20 protein-coding genes and 1 pseudogene are annotated in these 17,002 nt (G+C 63.8%); 12 read left to right on the forward strand and 9 right to left on the reverse strand.

The genetic code is table 11. The annotated features are described in order from the left end of the window. Window positions 1-86: 86 nt before the first annotated feature. Complete coding sequence (locus IVB31_RS01780) at window positions 87-1,493, forward strand: carbohydrate porin (RefSeq protein ID WP_247317824.1); 1,407 nt, start codon at window positions 87-89, stop codon at window positions 1,491-1,493. A 34-nt stretch (window positions 1,494-1,527) separates the two neighbouring features. On the opposite strand, the pseudogene IVB31_RS01785 reads toward IVB31_RS01780, so the two are convergent. The 4 genes and pseudogenes from IVB31_RS01785 to IVB31_RS01800 all read right to left on the reverse strand — a co-directional run. Continuing rightward, window positions 1,528-1,659 (reverse strand): annotated as a pseudogene (locus IVB31_RS01785) (arsenate reductase (glutaredoxin)); the annotation flags it as partial. A gap of 10 nt (window positions 1,660-1,669) precedes the next feature. Continuing rightward, on the reverse strand, window positions 1,670-2,470 hold the full coding sequence (fetB, locus tag IVB31_RS01790; RefSeq protein ID WP_247317827.1) for an iron export ABC transporter permease subunit FetB: 801 nt from the start codon (window positions 2,468-2,470) through the stop codon (window positions 1,670-1,672). Continuing rightward, window positions 2,467-3,063 carry an ATP-binding cassette domain-containing protein gene (locus tag IVB31_RS01795; protein ID WP_247317830.1) on the reverse strand — a complete coding sequence of 199 codons (597 nt, stop codon included), beginning with the start codon at window positions 3,061-3,063 and terminating at the stop codon, window positions 2,467-2,469. The genes fetB and IVB31_RS01795 overlap by 4 nt, the downstream gene beginning before the upstream one ends. A gap of 3 nt (window positions 3,064-3,066) precedes the next feature. Continuing rightward, the gene (locus IVB31_RS01800) at window positions 3,067-4,098 is read right to left on the reverse strand and encodes a Cj0069 family protein (protein WP_247317832.1); all 1,032 of its coding nucleotides are present in this window, start codon (window positions 4,096-4,098) and stop codon (window positions 3,067-3,069) included. A gap of 495 nt (window positions 4,099-4,593) precedes the next feature. Here IVB31_RS01800 and IVB31_RS01805 point away from each other — a divergent pair, with 495 nt between their 5' ends. From IVB31_RS01805 to IVB31_RS01820, 4 genes are all read left to right on the forward strand, one after another. Then, window positions 4,594-4,827 carry a hypothetical protein gene (locus tag IVB31_RS01805; RefSeq protein WP_247317834.1) on the forward strand — a complete coding sequence of 78 codons (234 nt, stop codon included), beginning with the start codon at window positions 4,594-4,596 and terminating at the stop codon, window positions 4,825-4,827. Window positions 4,828-4,844: 17 nt separating this feature from the next. Beyond that, the gene (locus IVB31_RS01810) at window positions 4,845-5,753 is read left to right on the forward strand and encodes a DUF1259 domain-containing protein (RefSeq protein WP_247317837.1); all 909 of its coding nucleotides are present in this window, start codon (window positions 4,845-4,847) and stop codon (window positions 5,751-5,753) included. Between the two features lie 73 nt (window positions 5,754-5,826). Next, the gene (locus IVB31_RS01815; protein WP_247317839.1) at window positions 5,827-6,420 is read left to right on the forward strand and encodes a hypothetical protein; all 594 of its coding nucleotides are present in this window, start codon (window positions 5,827-5,829) and stop codon (window positions 6,418-6,420) included. Window positions 6,421-6,450: 30 nt separating this feature from the next. Beyond that, entirely contained in the window at window positions 6,451-6,951 is a 501-nt protein-coding gene (locus IVB31_RS01820) for a heme-binding protein (protein WP_247317841.1), read from the forward strand. 136 nt (window positions 6,952-7,087) lie between these two features. Here the strand turns inward: IVB31_RS01820 and IVB31_RS01825 are convergent, their stop codons facing one another. After that, window positions 7,088-7,327, reverse strand: coding sequence for a DUF1127 domain-containing protein (locus IVB31_RS01825; protein WP_247317843.1), 240 nt, complete (start codon window positions 7,325-7,327; stop codon window positions 7,088-7,090). A gap of 351 nt (window positions 7,328-7,678) precedes the next feature. On the opposite strand from IVB31_RS01825, the gene IVB31_RS01830 reads away from it, so the two are divergent. After that, complete coding sequence (locus tag IVB31_RS01830) at window positions 7,679-7,948, forward strand: hypothetical protein (protein WP_247317845.1); 270 nt, start codon at window positions 7,679-7,681, stop codon at window positions 7,946-7,948. Between the two features lie 225 nt (window positions 7,949-8,173). On the opposite strand, the gene IVB31_RS01835 is transcribed toward IVB31_RS01830, so the two are convergent. Further along, the gene (locus IVB31_RS01835) at window positions 8,174-8,701 is read right to left on the reverse strand and encodes a DUF6428 family protein (protein ID WP_247317848.1); all 528 of its coding nucleotides are present in this window, start codon (window positions 8,699-8,701) and stop codon (window positions 8,174-8,176) included. A gap of 49 nt (window positions 8,702-8,750) precedes the next feature. Between IVB31_RS01835 and IVB31_RS01840 the strand changes: the two genes are divergently transcribed. Genes IVB31_RS01840 through IVB31_RS01855 form a run of 4 tightly spaced genes read left to right on the forward strand, consistent with a single transcriptional unit; the run spans window position 8,751 to window position 11,453 of the window. Then, window positions 8,751-9,158, forward strand: a complete 408-nt coding sequence (locus IVB31_RS01840) for a metalloregulator ArsR/SmtB family transcription factor (RefSeq protein ID WP_247317851.1) — start codon at window positions 8,751-8,753, stop codon at window positions 9,156-9,158. Beyond that, on the forward strand, window positions 9,155-9,844 hold the full coding sequence (locus tag IVB31_RS01845) for an MIP/aquaporin family protein (protein ID WP_276576605.1): 690 nt from the start codon (window positions 9,155-9,157) through the stop codon (window positions 9,842-9,844). The genes IVB31_RS01840 and IVB31_RS01845 overlap by 4 nt, the downstream gene beginning before the upstream one ends. Next, entirely contained in the window at window positions 9,841-10,266 is a 426-nt protein-coding gene (arsC, locus tag IVB31_RS01850; RefSeq protein ID WP_247317855.1) for an arsenate reductase (glutaredoxin), read from the forward strand. Before IVB31_RS01845 ends, arsC begins: the two co-directional genes overlap by 4 nt. Further along, window positions 10,263-11,453: an MFS transporter gene (locus IVB31_RS01855; protein WP_247317860.1), complete on the forward strand. Its 1,191-nt coding sequence runs from the start codon at window positions 10,263-10,265 to the stop codon at window positions 11,451-11,453. Before arsC ends, IVB31_RS01855 begins: the two co-directional genes overlap by 4 nt. 244 nt (window positions 11,454-11,697) lie before the next feature. On the opposite strand, the gene IVB31_RS01860 is transcribed toward IVB31_RS01855, so the two are convergent. The 3 genes from IVB31_RS01860 to IVB31_RS01870 are packed head-to-tail and all read right to left on the reverse strand — an operon-like array spanning window position 11,698 to window position 15,152. Beyond that, window positions 11,698-12,282, reverse strand: coding sequence for a DUF1254 domain-containing protein (locus IVB31_RS01860; RefSeq protein ID WP_247317863.1), 585 nt, complete (start codon window positions 12,280-12,282; stop codon window positions 11,698-11,700). Continuing rightward, on the reverse strand, window positions 12,279-12,857 hold the full coding sequence (locus IVB31_RS01865) for a DUF1214 domain-containing protein (protein ID WP_247317865.1): 579 nt from the start codon (window positions 12,855-12,857) through the stop codon (window positions 12,279-12,281). Before IVB31_RS01865 ends, IVB31_RS01860 begins: the two co-directional genes overlap by 4 nt. A 9-nt stretch (window positions 12,858-12,866) precedes the next feature. Next, entirely contained in the window at window positions 12,867-15,152 is a 2,286-nt protein-coding gene (locus IVB31_RS01870) for a PBP1A family penicillin-binding protein (RefSeq protein ID WP_247317866.1), read from the reverse strand. A gap of 295 nt (window positions 15,153-15,447) precedes the next feature. Between IVB31_RS01870 and IVB31_RS01875 the strand changes: the two genes are divergently transcribed. Both IVB31_RS01875 and IVB31_RS01880 read left to right on the forward strand, forming a co-directional pair. Further along, window positions 15,448-15,963: a YcgN family cysteine cluster protein gene (locus IVB31_RS01875; RefSeq protein ID WP_247317868.1), complete on the forward strand. Its 516-nt coding sequence runs from the start codon at window positions 15,448-15,450 to the stop codon at window positions 15,961-15,963. Window positions 15,964-16,119: 156 nt separating this feature from the next. Further along, window positions 16,120-17,002 (forward strand): MFS transporter (locus IVB31_RS01880; RefSeq protein WP_247317869.1); only part of this gene is annotated, 883 nt, incomplete at its 3' end.

A 17,002-nucleotide genomic window follows, 5' to 3' on the forward strand; every position in this document is an offset into this window, starting at 1 on the left:
CGGATTGCCGCGCCGGCTCTGATTGTTCGACGACCGACTTGAATGTCGGTCTGCGGCGTGCGTCATTTATCGCTCGGGAGGAGAGCGTGGCCGCCAAAGCAATCAGGCATACTTTGCGGGCGTTGATCGTTGGTGCTTGCCTGATTGCGGCTGCCCAGTCCGCGGCTCAGGAGGACAAGAAAACCGACGACGACAAGCCTGCCGATCCCGATACCGGCGAGAGCACGATCGAGGAGAAAACGCTCGGGCTGCTGCCGAACCCCTGGCAAAAATACGGGGTGAAGCTTGCGGCCACCTATATCGGCGAGGGGCTTGGAAATCGGACCGGCGGCCTGAAGCAGGGTGCGATCTACGAGGGCAGGCTCAATCTCGCCGTCGACGTGGACCTCGACAAGCTCGCAGGTCTCGACAAGCTGACCTTTCACGCCAACATGTTTCAGATCCACGGCGACGGCCTCTCGCGCTCGAATCTGCAGAATTTCTTCGTCGTCAGCGGGATCGAGGCCTTGCCGTCGACGCGACTCTACGAGGCCTATTTCGAGAAGCAATGGGGCGACAAGAAAGTATCGCTCAAGTTCGGCCAGCTTGCAGCCGACAGCGAGTTCTTCAACACCAAATACACCGATGTTTTCACCAACGCCTCGATGGGCTGGCCGGCGATCACCTCGATTGTCCTGCCGAGCAGCGGACCGTCGCCGCCTTTGGCGGCGGTAGGCGCGCGCTTGCTGTGGAACGTCACCGACCAATTGTCCGTTCTTGGCGCGATTTTCGACGGCGATCAGGCCGGTCCCGGTCCGGGCGATCCGCAGGAGCGCAACCGGTATGGCGTGAATTTCCGGGTCAACGATCCACCGCTTCTGCTCGGCCAGGTCCAATATGCCTGGAACAACAGGAAGGGTGACCCGAATTTAACCGGCCAGATCAAGCTCGGCGGCTGGCGCCATTTCGGATCGTTCGGGGATCAGCGCTTCGCATCCAACGGCGTTTCGCTGGCCGCGCCGACGAGCAGCGGCGAACCGCTTCTCCTGTCAGGCGATATCGGAGCTTGGGCGGTGTTCGAGCAGCAGATCTATCGGGTGCCGAACAGCGACGATCGCGGCATCGGCATTTTCGCGCGCGTGTCCGGCGCGCCGGCCGACCGCAACCTGGTCGATGCCTATGCAGACGGCGGCGTCGAGTTCATCGGGCTCAGCGATGCGCGTCCCGACGACAAGTTCGGCATTGCCGCCGGGTATGCGCATGTCTCAAAGCGTGCCCAGGCGCTCGATGCCGATTATGGCAGGTTCGTCGATCCGCGCTGGCCGGTGCGGAGCTTCGAGGGGCTGCTCACGGCCGTCTACCAATATCAGATCAAGGACGGCTGGACCGTTCAGCCCAACTTTCAATACATCGTTCACCCCGGGGGTGGCGCGACGGCTCCGGCAAGTCCGCTGCCGGGAAAGGCATTGCGAAATGCCTCGGTCTTCGGATTACGCACGACCCTGAAATTTTAGGGCGCGGCAAACGGGAGCGAGGCTATGTCGGCAATCATCGTGCCTCGACCCCCTCGCAATCCTCCTTCACGAAGCGGCCGGCGGGCTGATCCAGGAGATCGATCACCGCTTCCGAGGGCCGGGACAAGCGCGCACCCTTGGGCATCACCACGATCGGACGGTTGATTGGCGCAATTCTACTCGGCGGTGGAAATTCGATCGATGCGCAATCGATGCCGGTGATCGGTGAGAAGTCGAGCGCCTCCCATCACGGCGGCGAGAGTTCCCAATCCCGTGCCGCCGGCGATCAAGAACATGATCAAGAGTTGATACTTAACGGCGTCTATCGGTTCGACGCCTGCAAGGATTTGACCGGTCATCATCCCCGGCAAAGAGACAAGGCCGATCGCAGCCATCGCATTGATGGTCGGCATCAGCCCGCTCCGCATTGCGTCCCGCAGGACCGGCAGCAACGCCTGATACCGAGTACCGCCAAGAGCAAGGCAAGCTTCGACGGCGGCCCGTTCGCGCACCAGGCTATTCGTCAGCACGTCCAGGCCCAGGCTTATCCCGGTCATGGTGTTGCCCAGGATCATGCCTAACAATGGCAGCGCATAGCGCGGATGATACCAGGGATCCGGGCGTAGCTCCGTCAGAAGCGCGAACATCGTGACGGTACCGGCCGCGAGCAGCATGCATCCCGCCCCTAAGCCATAGCTCCAGATACCCGACAGGCGTCGCTTTTGCCGAGCGACGATTTCCCGTGATGCGAAGAGAACCATGGTGACGGCGGTGAGAGCGGTCCAGAGCGGTGAGACCGCGGCGAACAGGAATGTCAATACGTATCCGATTAGCACCAGCTGAAGCACCATTCGCACGGTGGCGATGGCCAGCTGCTTTTCAAGCTTGAGGCGGAGAGCAAGCGAGAGAGCGCCGTCCATGACGACAAGGAGCGCGGGCAGGACCAAATCGCCGTATGCCAGGTGAATGTAAGTCACGGCCGATTTTCCTCGATTCCGCCGTCGGCATTCATCACAAGGACCCTCGACCCGACGCGGCGGGCCTGGGCGTTGTCGTGAGTACTCCAAACGACACTCGTTCCATTCGAAATGCGTTCCGCGATCAAGGATTCCACGGCCGCCGTTGATGCCGAATCGAGAGCCGAAGTCGGCTCGTCCAGTAGAAGAACCTGCGACCGCAGCATCAGCGCCCGCACCAGCCCCAGCCGTTGCCGCTCTCCAGTCGAAAGTCTTTGGACCGGCCAGGGACCGCAACTGCACGGTAACCCCAGTCTCTTGACCAGCGGTAAGGCATCATCCCAGCCGCCGAAATGATCTTGCACGATGTCTGACCACCAGCCCGGTTCGGCGGCGAGGTAGGTCACTCGCTTTCGCCAGGCAGGGGCGGGCATCGCCTCTCTGAGCGTTCCGTCCAGTTTGACCATTCCTTCGTTGGGATCGAGATCCGCGATCGAGCGAAGGAGTTGGGTCTTCCCGACGCCGGAGGGCCCTTGCAGGGCGACGCATTCGCCGTCCTGCAAGTCGAATGAAACGGAGATGTGCAAGCGCTTGAGCGCGCGGACCGTCAGCATGCGTCAAAGCTTGCGCCGGAGCCGATCGGCAACGCGCCTCGCGATCTCCGCAGGCGCCTCTTCCGGATAAGGATGCACCGAGCTGACATTGATCTCACCGAGTACATAACTGTCGGTCCCGTCGGGAAGGACCGGGCCAAGCATGAAGTCGGCGTCCCAAATCGCAGGCAGGTCAAGTCGCGCAATATCCAGCAACGACGTCATCTGGGGCGTCCACTCGTCCTCCATCAACCGACGCAGCCGCTGGAAGCGCGGGTCTGCGTTGGACGAATAGAGCCGTGGTCCGGCCTCGGCGCGTGCGGCCGGCGAATCAACCAGGGCTTTGACCTTGTGATGGCCAAAGCCGGCGCAGCGATCGCCTGCCATGTAGCAACGTACGACGCCCTCGCTCAGGCGAGGCTGGAACGGCTGGTCGATCACGCTGCCGTTCTCGAAATACTCCGCGCAGCGACGGAGAAAATCATCCAGCGTCAGTTCCTCGGGCGCGTCCTTGGTCGCGTCCAGCACCTTGATCATGGAGGTCGGCAGCCGCTCGACTTTCCACACGCCTTGGCCGCCGTTGCCCCGGTTGCGCTTGATCACGCGCGAACCGCTGGCGAGCCGTGTCGGCAACTCGGCGCGCATGGCATCGGCAGTTTGATACAAAGCGGTGTCGCATCCCCACCCCATCGAGCGGGTACGATAGAGTACCTCCTTGGTGCCCATCTTGAGAATGACGTCCGGATGAGCGCTGACCCACACGCCCCGTGCGGCCACGTCGCGCAGCAGCGCGTCGAGACCAGCGCGATTTCGACCGTCTTGAATGGGGTTGACCCAGACGAGCACGCCGTCCACCGCGAGCAATTGTTCACGGACGTCCTCGGCAAAGCTTTCATCATAGATGGCCGGGCGCGCCTCGATGCCGACGGTGGCGAGGGCCTCAAAGAGATGCGCGAAGCGGCTGTTTTGGGCCGTCGCGTCGCGGCGCGCGGCAGCGTCTCCGCGTGAGAGGATGGCGACGGTGTGTTGGTGAGAAGGGCGTCGTTCGATGTCCATGCGCAAGCTCCACGAATGGCGTGCTGCGCAGAGCTTGGACCGAAGCCTCACGGGGAGTCTGCTTTGTCCCCACGCAAACGAGACTAGCGAGCCCGTCCGCGAGTTTCAAGACGTGGCTGGCGGGGTTCCGCGGAGCAGTGAACTCTTTGTGACGTTCGCCGGGGACGTCGCTGGGCCGCCTGAAAGCCTACGCCCGTTGACAGCTGCCGCTCTCGGGTTTTTACTTGGGGCTCGGGGATGTGCGATCTCCCCGTGAGGCGACATGCCCAAGCATCGCGTCCTGATCACCAAGGGCGCAGCATGTCATCATACATCCCCGATTTCATCCGTCAGACCGGCTCGACTTTTTGGCACGGCGTCCGCGCCGGTCGCGTCGCTGTGCACATTAATGCCCGCGGCCTCTTGCGCCTTGTGGGCATCGCGTAGGGGAAGATCGCGAAACGGACTTCACCTGGGGCAAGAAAACTTGGGGCAGGACAAACCAGGAGAATGATCATGCGAACACGACCAATCTTCCGCACGGTTCTGTTGCTTGCGGTCGCGGGCGGGCTGTCGAGCGCGCACGCCCTGACACAGGAGGAGCTCGTCGCCAGGATCCAGGCGGCCGGTTACGCGCAAGTCAGCGATATCAAGTCGACGGCCGAAGGCATCACCGCCAAGGCGGTGAAGAACGGCAAGGCGGTGACACTCGTCGTCGACAGCAGCGGCCAGGTCAAAGAGCGAAATTGAAGGTGAGGAGTAGCACGATGAAAAAAATCATCTGGGCCGTGGTCGGCATTGGTGTCTGTCTTCTTGCATTTCGCTTCGGCTCCTTCATCCCGGCATATGCTCAGGATGCCGACTGGCAGAAGGTGGACGAGACCCTGGGTCGCAAGCCCGCCGTCTCGGACGACGTCCGCCGTTACGGCTTTCCCCGCAGCGATCTCTCCGTGACGTTGGACGGGGTTGCGATCAAGCCGGCGCTGGCGCTGGGCGGCTGGATCGCGTTCAAACCTACGCATGGCGGCGCCATGGTCATGGGCGATCTCGTGCTGCTCGAGACCGAGATCAATCCTGTCATGGCGAAGATGATCGCGAGCGGGCTCGAGATCACCGCCGTGCACAATCATCTGCTGCGTGCGAGCCCGGCCACGTTCTACATGCACGTCGCCGGCCATGGCGATCCCGTCAAATTGGCCTCGGCGATCCATGATGCGCTGGCCGAAAGCAAGACCCCGCTGACGGTCACGGCGCCGGCGAACCCGCCGCCCGCCATCGACCTCGACACCGCGAAGCTCGATCAGATCATTGGCGTCAAGGGGCAGGCGAACGGGGGCGTCTACCAGTTCAACGTGAAGCGGCGCGATCCCATCACGGAAGACGGCATGTTGTTGACGCCCGTCGGCGCGATGGGCGTCGCGATCGCCATCAATTTCCAGCCGACGGGCGCGGGTAGGGCGGCCATCACCGGCGACTTCGTGCTGACCGGCGACGAGGTGAACCCGGTCGTCGTAGCGCTACGCACGCACGGTATCGAGGTGACGGCGCTGCACAGCCACATGCTGGATGAGCAGCCGCGGCTCTTCTTCATGCATTTCTGGGCGACCGACGATGCCGTCAAGCTGGCCGAGGGCTTGCGGGCGGCCCTCGACAAGACCGCCAGTACGAAGAGTTGAGCCAGGATCGAGAAGGAGACGTCGGCTCATCGCGGCACTCGCCGCGCTGACTTTGATAATGGGAGGAAACGCCGTGGCCGAGACCCTGCATTTTGACGACGCTCCTGCCGGAATGCCGCCCGAGGGGTGGACTTTGACGATGACCGGCAAGGGGCAGCCGAAATGGACAGTCGAGGCCGAGCCCTCGGCGCCAAGCAAACCGAACGTTCTCAAGCAATCCGGACGAGCGACGTTTCCGGTGGCCATCAAGAACGGTACGACCGTTCGCGACGGCTTCGTCGAGGTCAAATTCAAGGCGGTCACCGGGTCGGAAGACCGCGCCGCGGGACTCATCTGGCGCGCGAAGGACGCCGACAATTACTACGTCGTCCGGGCCAACGCGCTGGAGGACAATGTCGTGCTCTACAAGACGATCAAGGGCGTCAGGACGTCGCTGGGGATCGTCGGTCGCAAGGGCGGCTATGGCGTCGACACACCCGTGACATCAGGGCAATGGCACGCGCTGCGTTGCGATTTCGCGGGAAGCCGGTTCAAGGTGACCTATGACGGACAGCCGATATTCGAGGTGGAGGACGCCACCATCGCGAACGCGGGCATGATCGGCCTGTGGACCAAGGCGGATAGCGTGACGCTGTTCGATGATCTGGCATATGGTGAAATCAGATAGGCGTTTGTCCACCTTTTGCCGGAGCTGGCCATGAATGTTCGATGTCTGCCGGTCGCGATCACCCTGCTGATCGCGTCCGTGAGCCCAATGCGGGCGGAAGAAGCGTTCGTGGCCTCCAAATCACTGACTCCGGAGCTGGCGCTCGATCTTGCGCGCGCTGCGTTGGGCAGCTGCCGCAGCCGCGGCTATCAGGTTGCCGTCGCGGTCGTCGATCGCTCCGGCGTCCCGCAAGTGATGCTGCGCGATCGCTTTGCAGGCGCTCATACCCCGTTGACGGCATCCGGCAAGGCGTGGACAGCCGCGTCGTTCAAGACCAGCACGACCGAGCTGAACGCGATCAGCCAGCCGGGCATGATGCAGTCGGGCATTCGTAATCTTCCCGGGGCCGTCATCATCGCAGGCGGGCTGATTGTCGAAGCAGGCGGCTCTCTGGTCGGAGCGGTCGGCGTATCCGGGGCTCCGGGCGGTGACGCGGACGAAGCGTGCGCGCGAGCCGGGATCGAGGCCATCCGTGACAAGCTGGAGTTTTGAAGGGGCGAACTCAAGATAGCGGATGGCGTGGCCTTGGCCCTTTGCTGCGGGCTTCGAGCCGTCTGATGCGTGGAGACAAGCAGGCGCCGCCCCCGCACGGCCGGGGACGGCACCTGATCGATAGAACAACGAACAATCACCGACTGTCGCGCGAACCAAAGAAGGAAGAGTTTCGCGCGACCGCAATGGTCGTTCGCGATACACCGATGTCTGCGAGCATCCGGTCGTCGAGTTCGAGCAGCTCGTTGTATTGGCGGCGCCGTTCAAGTCCGTTCAGGATCGCGAGCGGAATTTTCCAGAGCCATTTGAGATTTGGAGAGGGGCCGAAGGCGGCGCCGGATCTATCGGCCAGGCCAATGGCGCTGTTGCAAGACATGTTTCACCTCCGTAGTGGAGCGAAACAACGCTTGGCTCGAAAGCTTGTCGGGCGGTTGTATTTGACCCGAAGCCCATCGCTACCATGCTCCCCGTCGGCGCACAAGCAATGCTGCGGTTGCGTTGATGGCGACGCTGGCGCCGGATCGCACCGGTGGCGCTGATGCCGACCGGCTTTTCGCGAGATGGCGGAATAGGTCCGCGACCGGCCGGACGCACAAATGGCTTTCAGCTCGGTTCCCGACGCAACGCACCGGACCGCATGCTTTCGCCTGCGAGAACGTTGACACAGATCAAGCCTTCCCGGGGTCGGTCAGGGACAGTCGCTTTCCTGACAGGGAAGGAGATTGCTATGAGACACATCAGCCTGAAGCGGGCGTTGTTGGTTGCCGCCGTCCTCGCGTGTGGGGTTTCCGGTTCGGTCGGCTGGTCAGAAAATGACGGCCTCTCGCTATCCGTTGATAGCGCGCAAGCACGTGTTGGACGACCGCTGACACCCGTGAGTGTCGCCGGCGTCGCACGTCGAACCACAAGGCGAGCGGTTGTGGGCGGAGCGGTCGTCGGTGGCGCGGTGGTTGCCAGGCCGCGCTGCGGGTACGCGCCCTACGGACCGTGCTACTAGCCTCGGCTGAGCAAGGCTCGCGGCAAGGCTCGCAGCAAGCTCGCGCCTTATGCCCGTGAACATCAATGGCCCCGTGACGGAAATCCCCACGGGGCTTTGCCGGGACCCGCAACTGCGACAGCGCGACGGACGGCTCCGCGCGGGTGTTACGACCTTTCGATGTGCCATCCTGCCAGCGTTTTGCCCGACGCGTTCAAGCGCCTTTGCTACCGAGCCACAGCAGCATCAACCGCAGCAGGGCTGTTTGGCTTTCGGTGCGCAGCAGGATTGCTGCTCCTGGAGCCAGCGGTCGCGGGGCTTGCAGCTCGACGGACGCGCCGAGAGATAGACCCGTATCGCGGCATCGCCGGTATCAATGCGTTCCGCACGATAGATTTGCATGGGTCGCACACCGTCGCTGACTTCGAAGGTCAGCTTTGCCAGCGGATCGAAGCCGACGGCCTCGTCGACCTTGCGGATGATGGCGAGAAACTTACCCGCCGGCATATGGCCCCGGTTTTCCTCTTCGATATCCCAGAGCTGAATGAAGGTCTCGCTCCAGCTTTCAGGGTTCGCACCGCAATCGAGCCCCCGGAACAGACCGGTTTTCACTTCGGTGACGTGGTAGCTGGGGCGCACGTCCCTGCCGTCGTAACTGAAGATCAGCGGCTTTTCCTTGTGCGCATCCAGGCAGGACAGGAGCGCTGCAGAGGAGAGTTCCTCCACCGGAAGCAGGGCACCGACGACCGAGCGGGTATTGGCAAGCGCATCCATGACTGCTATCCTCGTTTCAATGATTCTTGAATTGTAGGATTGTCGAAATATGGAGGAGCGTCAAGCCCGAACCGCCTTCGCCGCGCTGTCGCAAGAGACGCGGCTGCGCATCGTGCGGTTGCTGGTCCAGGCCGGGCCCGCCGGAATGGCAGCAGGGGTGATCGCCGAGGCCGTTGCAGTATCGCCATCCAACGTGTCTTTCCACCTGAAGGACCTCGAGCATGCCGGCATGATCGTGCCACGTCGCGAGGCGCGTTCGATCATCTACTCGGCGGATTTTTCCGGCTTGCGCGATCTCGTCGACTTCCTGATGAAGGATTGCTGCGCGGGCCACCCGGACATCTGCGCACCGGCGCTTGCAGATGTCCCTTGCGGGCCTTCCAAGGCCAAGAACAAGGCCAAGAACACGGCCCAAAACACGACCAAGAACACGACCAAGCAAAAGGCGCGTGCATGATGCGCGACTTCGACCTGCCGAGACGTCTTGTGGCCGAGGGCCTCGGCACTTTGCTTCTGGTCGCAACCGTCGTTGGCTCCGGCATCATGGCCGAGACGTTGACCAAGGACGTGGCGCTGGCGCTGCTTGGCAATACCCTGCCGACCGGCGCCATTCTGGTAGTGCTGATCACGATCCTCGGACCAATCTCCGGCGCGCACTTCAATCCGGCGGTCACGCTGGTGTTCACGCTCAAGGGCGAACTACGTCCGCCGCACGCCGCCCAGTACATCGCGGCGCAGGTGCTCGGAGGAATCCTGGGCGTCATAGTGGCGCACGCCATGTTCGGCCTGCCGCTGCTGGAGGTCTCCGCGAAGGCAAGGACCGGATTTCCGCAATGGTTTGCCGAATGCGTCGCCGCGTTCGGACTGGTCGCAACGATCATCGGTGGCCTGCGGTTTCGTGAGGCCGCAATTCCTTGGCTGGTCGGGCTCTACATCACGGCCGCCTACTGGTTTACCGCGTCCACGTCTTTCGCCAATCCGGCTGTCGCAATCGCGCGATCATTGACCAACACGTTTTCCGGCATCCGCCCGCAGGATCTGCCGGGGTTCATCGTCGCGGAAGTCCTGGGAGCCATGGTCGCGGCGGCATTCATGACATGGCTCTTGCGGAGCGCTGAAACCGCGAAGGAATCAATCCGATGACCATCACGATCTATCACAATCCCGATTGCGGGACGTCGCGCAACACCCTGGCAATGATCCGCCAAAGCGGGGAGGAGCCCGAAATCGTGGAATACCTCGAGAACCCTCCCGCGCGCGACAAGTTGATCTCGCTGATCGCTGCCATGGGGATGACGCCACGTGCGCTCCTGCGCGAGAAAGGCACACCTTATGCCGCGCTCGATCTTGCCAACGAAAAATGGAGCGACGACGAGCTGATCGATTTCATGATGGCGCATCCGATCCTGATCAATCGGCCGATCGTGGTCTCGCCCAAGGGCGTGAAATTGTGCCGGCCGTCCGAGGTCGTCCTTGATCTCCTCGCAGCGCCCATCATCGGTCAATTCGTCAAGGAAGACGGGGAAGTGGTTTCGCCGAAGGCGCCGGCTGCGCGCGCCGAATGAACCGCGGTGCAGATTATCGTCTGATTGCCGCGCTCGGGACCGCACAGACCGTTGCATGGGCGTCGAGCTACTATCTCCCGGCCGTCCTGGCCGGGCCGATCGCGCGCGATCTCGGTCTTGCGCCGACTTACGTGTTCGGCGCGCTGTCGGGCGCGCTCGTCGTCTCCGGGCTGCTCGGCCCCCGCGTCGGGCATGCCATCGATACGTTCGGCGGGCGCAGCCTGCTTGCGATCTCGAACCTCGTCTTTGTGGCAGGCTTGCTCTTGCTGTCCGTGGCCCACGGCGTGGCGGTGCTGATCGCAGCCTGGGCGTTGCTGGGGATCGGCATGGGCATGGGCCTCTATGAAGCGGCCTTCGCGACACTTGCGCGCATCTATGGCACCAATGCGCGACGCACGATCACCGGAATAACCTTGATCGCCGGTTTTGCCAGCACGCTCGGCTGGCCGCTCACGACTTGGCTGGATGCGGAATATGGCTGGCGTGTCGCCTGCCAGGTGTGGGCGGCGATCCATATCGCTCTCGCGTTGCCGCTCAATCTCTCGCTGCCGCGTGCTGCTCCATTGGATCAGGCGTCGCGACCGCATACGGGCGCGAGCCAACAATCCCAACGCCGGAGCGAGACGTTCTCGATGGTGGTGTTGGCCTACATGTTCGCAGCGACGAGTTTCGTCAGTTCCGGAGTCTCGGCGATCCTGCCGACGATGCTGGTCGCGTTCGGCGCGACGCCGGCCGAAGCCTTGGTCTCGGGAGCGTTGGTTGGACCTGCCCAGGTCGCGGCTCGCGTCCTGGAAGCAGGATGGCTCGGCCGGTTTCATCCGCTTCTATCGGCAAGGCTGGCCACGCTCATGAATCCGCTGGGCATCGTTGCGCTGGTCGCAGGCGGCCCTTTCCTCGCGCCGGCCTTTTCGGTGCTGTATGGGGCGGGCAACGGCATCATCACCATTGCCCGTGGCACGCTCCCATTGGCGATCTTTGGTCCGGTCGGATTCGGCAGACGCGTCGGAATGATCTCGCTGCCAGCGCGGGCAACAGGCGCTTTCGCGCCGCTCACTTTGGGCTTGATGGTGGAGCATTTCGGCAGCACCGCGCTGTGGATCAGTGCGCTCGCCTCGCTCTCCGCGTTTTTCGCGCTTCTGTTGCTTCGTGCGGAGAAGACCACGAAAGCAGGCGCGAAGACCGACTGACGGTGACATGAAAAAACCCGCGGCGGATGGCTCCGCGCGGGTATGACGAAATCTTCGATGCTGCCATTCTGCCAGTGTTTTGCCCGACGTGTCAAACTGCTCCCCCGCCCCCGGCGCCTCGAAGTGGCACGGGCAGCCAGCTTCATATCGTCGACTGAAGAGCCCAATGATTTCAACGCCCCCGCTACTGTGCATGGGGTTGTTTTTCAGTTTTTTGTTTTGAGCGTGCCAAGACGGCCGCGCGTCAGCGCCGGCCGCGCGGTGCCTCGGCCTTGGCGGGCGCCTCGGTCTGCGGCGCGCAGGTGGCGGCCGCGAGCGAGCCTTGCGCCTGCGGCATCAGGCCGGGCTCGGGCGCGAGGGCCTTCATCACGATCAGGCCCGTCGTGCTCGGGGAATCGATGATCAGGCGGTCGGCCGCGGTGATCTCCTCATCCTCGGGCAGCTCGTTGTGCTGGGCTTCGGTCATCAAATCGAGCTCGATCACCTTCCGGCCCGCCGAGCGGTCGTTGATCGCGTAATAGGCGATCTCGTTGCGGGTGTAGAACGACACCGAGGTGTAGGCCTGGCTCACGGGTACCGTGAGCTTGATCGGTCCGCCCGTGAGGTCATAGCGGCAGATCGCCAGCGCAAAGGCCGGGTCCATGAACGGCATCGGCGAGGTGTTGGGATCGGCGAGCGGAAGCTGCGTGACGCCGTTGAGCTTGGTCATCGGCGTTAGCCGCGAATAGGCGTCCTGGGTCGCGATCCGCGGCAGCGCCAGCACGCTGACGAGATGGACCACGAGGCCCAGCACCACGCCCGCGACGATCGTGAACAGGAGGCGGATCATGAGCAGCCCACCGTTGAGATCGTGGGCATCGGCGCATCGCGCTGGGTGCGCGTCGCGACGCCGACGGGGGTGTCGTAGAACCGCAACATCAGCGCGTAGCGCTCGATGCCGCCGGTCGGCAGCCAGTTGCCGGCGCGCGAGCGCGAGGCGATGCGGATCTCGAACGAGCCGTCGGACTGCCGCACGATCTCCTGGCTGGTGAAGCCGTAGCGCTGCAGCGAATTGGCGACGAGGTGACCCTTGCGGTCATAGAGCGTCAGCGTCCAGAACCGTGCCGGCGGCGTCACTCCGGAGACCACGACATCGCAGCGGCCGTCGAGCGCCTTCTTCTTGTCGTCGGCGGTCGCGGTAAAGGCGACGCCGTCGCCGGTGCCGATCGGCAGTTCGCCGCTGCGCACAATGGTGGCGCGCGAATAGGGATCGACGTCGGCAGTGCCGGTGCGCGGGCGGGCGGTCCAGGGGCCGATGGTCAGCGCGCCGATCTCGGTGCCGCGCGTCGTCGTCATCCAGGTCGCGCCGACGCCCACGACGCTCGCGAGCAGAAGGGCCGTCAATGTGATCAGGATCAGCCGCACGGGTTTCGATCAGTTCTTGCGCGGAGCGGATGTGTTCGCATTCTCTTCCGCATAGTTCTTCGGGAAGGCGAGCGCGCTCGTCGATGATGCCGGCGAGGCGGGCTTGCTGTCGTTGGCGGTCGATTTGGTCGCCGTCCTGGCCGCGTCGTCCAGCAGCTTCTCGACGCGCACCAAGATGTCTGCGCCACGCTTGGTCAATACGGGCGGCGGACCGGGCTTGGTCTCCAGCACCTTCGGCGCCGCGTTCGCTTGCGCTGCCATTGGATGCGGCGGCAGCTTCTGGCCCATGCCGATGCCGGGGATTTCCCGGACCTCGACGCCCTGATGTGCCGCGACCATGATGTCGTGCCAGGTCTGCGCCGGCAGCGAGCCGCCGGTCATGCGGTTGGTCGGCGAATAGTCGTCATTGCCGTACCAGACCGCGCAGGTGAAATTGCCGGTGTAGCCGACGAACCAGGCGTCGCGATAGGCATTGGTCGTGCCGGTCTTGCCCGCGGTCGGAATGCCGTCCAGCGCTGCGCGCCGCGCGGTGCCTTCGCTGACGACGTGGCTCATCATGCCGGCCATGTCGGAGGCGACAGAGGCGGGGATCGCCTGCCGCGGTTTCGGCCCGTCGCGGTCCCAGCGCCAGACCAGATCGCCCGCGCCGGTGCGCACCTCCAGCACCGAATGCGGCGTTACGGCCTTGCCGCGGTTCGGGAACGTCGCATAGGCGACGGCGTGCTCAAGCACGGTGACTTCGTCGGAGCCGATCGGCAGCGACGGCGTGTCGGGCAGCGGCGCCTTGAGGCCGAAGCGGCGGGCGACCTCGACGATCTTGGCGCGGCCGATCTTGGCCGGGTTCGGCGCCTTCGGCTGCTCCTTCTGGCCGATCGCGATCGACAGTTTCACGGGCACCACGTTGATCGAGCGCGTGATCGCCTGCGTCAGCGTCACCGCGCCGGAATAGGAATGGCCATAATTCTGCGGGCACCAATTGCCGATGCAGACCGGGCCGTCGACCACGATCGAGTTCGGCGTGAAGCCGTTCAGCAGCGCGGTCGTGTAGACGTACGGCTTGAACGACGAGCCCGGCTGGCGATAGGCGTCGGTGGCGCGGTTGAACTGGCTGGCGCCGTAGTCGCGGCCGCCGACCATGGCGCGGATGCCGCCATCGAGGTCGCCGACGACGGTCGCGGCCTGCGTCGCGTGATAGTCGCGGCCGAACTGGCGCAGTTGGTTCTCGATCGCGTCTTCCGCCGCCTTCTGCACGTTGGCGTCGATCGCGAGCCGAACCACGAACACGCGCTCGGTGTAGGATTTCGGGAAGGTATCGACGAGCTTGCGCATCTCGTCGAAGGCGTAGTCGAGATAATAGTTCGGCGAAGCCTCGTCACGGCGATCGACCGCGAAGGCGGGGTTGCGGCGGGCGCCGAACACCTGGCCCTCGGTCATGAAGCCGGCGTCGACGAGATTGTCGAGCACGACGTTGGCGCGGGCGCGCGCCGCGGGCAGGTTGATGTGCGGCGCGTATTTGGTCGGCGCCTTGAATAGGCCGGCGAGCATCGCGGCTTCGGCAAGCGTCACGTCGCGCGCCGATTTGTTGAAGTAGAAATGCGCGGCGCCGTCGACGCCGAAGGTGCCGCCGCCCATATAGGCGCGGTCGAGATAGAGCTTCAAAATCTCGTTCTTGGTCAGGCGCCATTCCAGCCAGACCGCGAGGAAGGCTTCGTTGACCTTGCGCTCGATGGTGCGCTCGTTGCTCAGGAACAGGTTCTTGGCGAGCTGCTGGGTGATCGAGGAGCCGCCCTGGCGGACGCCGCCGGCCTGGGCGTTGGTGACGAGCGCGCGGGCGGTGCCGGCGATATCGATGCCGAAATGCTCGTAGAAGCGGCGGTCTTCGGTGGCGAGCGTCGCCTTGATCAGCACGTCCGGAAAATCTTCCAGCGGGATCGAGTCGTTGTGCTTGATGCCGCGGCTGCCGATCGGGTTGCCGTAGCGGTCGAGGAAGGACACCGCGAGGTCGGACTTCTTCAGCCAGTCCTCGTCCGCGGTCTCGCGGAAGGCGGGGATGGCGAGCGTGAGCATCACCACCAGACCGCCAAGGCCGAGGGTCGCAGCTTCCGACAGCGGTTCGATGAACACCCAGCGCTTCCACCGCCCGACATAGAAGCGGTCCATGAAGGTCGAGTAGCGCTCGTAGAGCTCGCGGATGCCCTTGGCCGAGGAGAACAGCGAGGAGTCGATGCGCGCATCCAGGTCCAGAAAGAAATTCCGGACGCGGCTCTTCCAATTGGATGGTGTGTTCTGGACCACCTAGAACCCTTGAGGCTCGCTTCGAAAGCGTTCAAGCACCCGGCCGGGGCGGCATCGAGACGTCTTGCGGGAATGTTGCGGCAAACCCAAGGCGCCCGTTTCGCGTCCGAGGGGGACTTGCTGTTCCTTCTAGCCGAGCAGGGCCTATAAACCAATGGTCAGGCTGGCGATTTCGAGCAACAGGCCTAATTGACCCCGGTTCACTACGGGCCTCACGCGGGCGTTGCTTGCAGCGCCATGGCCGGACGCCCTAGATGGCACCAACCGTAGCTCTTTCGAACCTTTGTTGAGGCCCATGACCGCAGCTCCCAAACGACCTTCAGGCCAGGAAGGATTCTTCTGGAAAACCAAGACGTTGGAAGAGATGTCGGGGCCCGAATGGGAGAGCCTGTGCGACGGCTGCGGGCGCTGCTGCCTGAACAAGCTCGAGGAAGACGGCACCGGCGACATCTATTTTACCCATGTCGGCTGCAAGCTGCTCGATGGGGCGACCTGCGGCTGCAAGGACTACCCGAATCGCTCCGACAAGGTTCCGGACTGCGTCCGCCTGACTCCGGCCAATGTCCGCACCCTGAACTGGCTGCCGCCGAGCTGCGGCTACAAGCTGGTCGCCGAGGGGCGCGACCTCTATTGGTGGCATCCGCTGGTCTCCGGCGATCCCGACACCGTGCATGAGGCCGGCGTCTCCGTGCGCGGCCGGGTCGAGGGCAGCGAGGTGGAGATTCCGGACGACGAACTCGAGAACCACATCGTGCAATGGCCGGCGCAGCTGCCGAAGCGGGCGCGCCTGAAGCGACGTCCGAAGGACTGATCCGACAGGGGGTTCGGATCACGTCTTCGGGATGGCCGTGAGGTGGGATGCTCCCATGCGCCGCGGTGCCTGCCTGAGAAGAACTTTGCTGTCTACATTGGACTGCATAGAACGAATCCTTCGCGGCATTGCGCCGCTGCACCATGTCCGATCAAGATGAACAAGTTCGAACGGCAGAGCGAATCTGCCGACAGCCAGACATTGCCTGACGACATCGCCGAGGAGCTGTCCCGCCTTCCGAGCGAGGTGATCAGCGTCAGTGACGCGCCCTCGCTGGCGCCGCCGGCGCCGCTGTCACAGGACGAGGTCCGCACCATCGTCATCAGCCTGATGCTGACGATGTTCCTGGCCGCCCTCGACCAGACCATCGTCGCCACCGCGCTGCCGACCATCGGACGCCAGTTCCAGGATGTCTCGAACCTGTCCTGGGTCATCACCGCCTATCTGCTTGCCTCGACCGCGGTTGCGCCGGTGTTCGGGACGCTGAGCGACATCTACGGCCGCAAGGCCATGATCATCGTGTCGCTGAGCCTGTTCATCGCGGGCTCCGTGCTGTGCGCGATCGCGCCGAACTTGCCGATGCTGATTTTGGCGCGCGGCCTCCAGGGGCTCGGCGGCGGCGGCATCATGCCGGTGGTTCAGACCGTGATCTCCGACGTCGTGAGCCCACGTGAGCGCGGGCAGTATCAAGCCTATTTCTCCAGCGTCTGGATGGTCGGCGGCATCCTCGGCCCGGTCATCGGCGGCGTGTTCGCCGAGCATCTGCACTGGTCGATGATCTTCTGGATCAATCTGCCGCTCGCGGCCGCGGCACTCGCGATGCTGCTGCCGAAGATGAAGAAGATTCCGGTGTTCCACCGCAAGCGCAAGGTCGACTGGCTCGGCGGCGTGCTGCTCATGGCCTCCGCCGTCGTCTTCATGCTGGTGCTGACCTGGGGCGGCACGCGCTTCCCGTGGCTGTCGCCGACCGTCGTTGCGATGGTGGGTGGCGCGGTCGCGCTGGCCGTCACCTTCGTGTGGCACGCGCGGCGGGCGGACG

Origin of the sequence: Bradyrhizobium sp. 21 (genome assembly GCF_023073335.1) — a bacterium.
Taxonomy (GTDB): Bacteria; Pseudomonadota; Alphaproteobacteria; order Rhizobiales; family Xanthobacteraceae; genus Bradyrhizobium.

What these genes read in the sequence shown, in the direction of transcription:
- IVB31_RS01820 (WP_247317841.1), top strand. Translation starts at nt 6,451, where the DNA reads ATGAATGTTCGATGTCTGCCGGTCGCGATCACCCTGCTGATCGCGTCC.
- IVB31_RS01860 (WP_247317863.1), bottom strand. Translation starts at nt 12,282, where the DNA reads ATGATCCGCCTCCTGTTCACGATCGTCGCGGGCGTGGTGCTGGGCCTC.
- IVB31_RS01855 (WP_247317860.1), top strand. Translation starts at nt 10,263, where the DNA reads ATGAACCGCGGTGCAGATTATCGTCTGATTGCCGCGCTCGGGACCGCA.
- IVB31_RS01830 (WP_247317845.1), top strand. Translation starts at nt 7,679, where the DNA reads ATGAGACACATCAGCCTGAAGCGGGCGTTGTTGGTTGCCGCCGTCCTC.
- IVB31_RS01875 (WP_247317868.1), top strand. Translation starts at nt 15,448, where the DNA reads ATGACCGCAGCTCCCAAACGACCTTCAGGCCAGGAAGGATTCTTCTGG.
- IVB31_RS01795 (WP_247317830.1), bottom strand. Translation starts at nt 3,063, where the DNA reads ATGCTGACGGTCCGCGCGCTCAAGCGCTTGCACATCTCCGTTTCATTC.
- arsC (WP_247317855.1), top strand. Translation starts at nt 9,841, where the DNA reads ATGACCATCACGATCTATCACAATCCCGATTGCGGGACGTCGCGCAAC.
- IVB31_RS01825 (WP_247317843.1), bottom strand. Translation starts at nt 7,327, where the DNA reads ATGTCTTGCAACAGCGCCATTGGCCTGGCCGATAGATCCGGCGCCGCC.
- IVB31_RS01800 (WP_247317832.1), bottom strand. Translation starts at nt 4,098, where the DNA reads ATGGACATCGAACGACGCCCTTCTCACCAACACACCGTCGCCATCCTC.
- IVB31_RS01810 (WP_247317837.1), top strand. Translation starts at nt 4,845, where the DNA reads ATGAAAAAAATCATCTGGGCCGTGGTCGGCATTGGTGTCTGTCTTCTT.
- IVB31_RS01840 (WP_247317851.1), top strand. Translation starts at nt 8,751, where the DNA reads ATGGAGGAGCGTCAAGCCCGAACCGCCTTCGCCGCGCTGTCGCAAGAG.
- IVB31_RS01835 (WP_247317848.1), bottom strand. Translation starts at nt 8,701, where the DNA reads ATGGATGCGCTTGCCAATACCCGCTCGGTCGTCGGTGCCCTGCTTCCG.
- IVB31_RS01845 (WP_276576605.1), top strand. Translation starts at nt 9,155, where the DNA reads ATGATGCGCGACTTCGACCTGCCGAGACGTCTTGTGGCCGAGGGCCTC.
- IVB31_RS01805 (WP_247317834.1), top strand. Translation starts at nt 4,594, where the DNA reads ATGCGAACACGACCAATCTTCCGCACGGTTCTGTTGCTTGCGGTCGCG.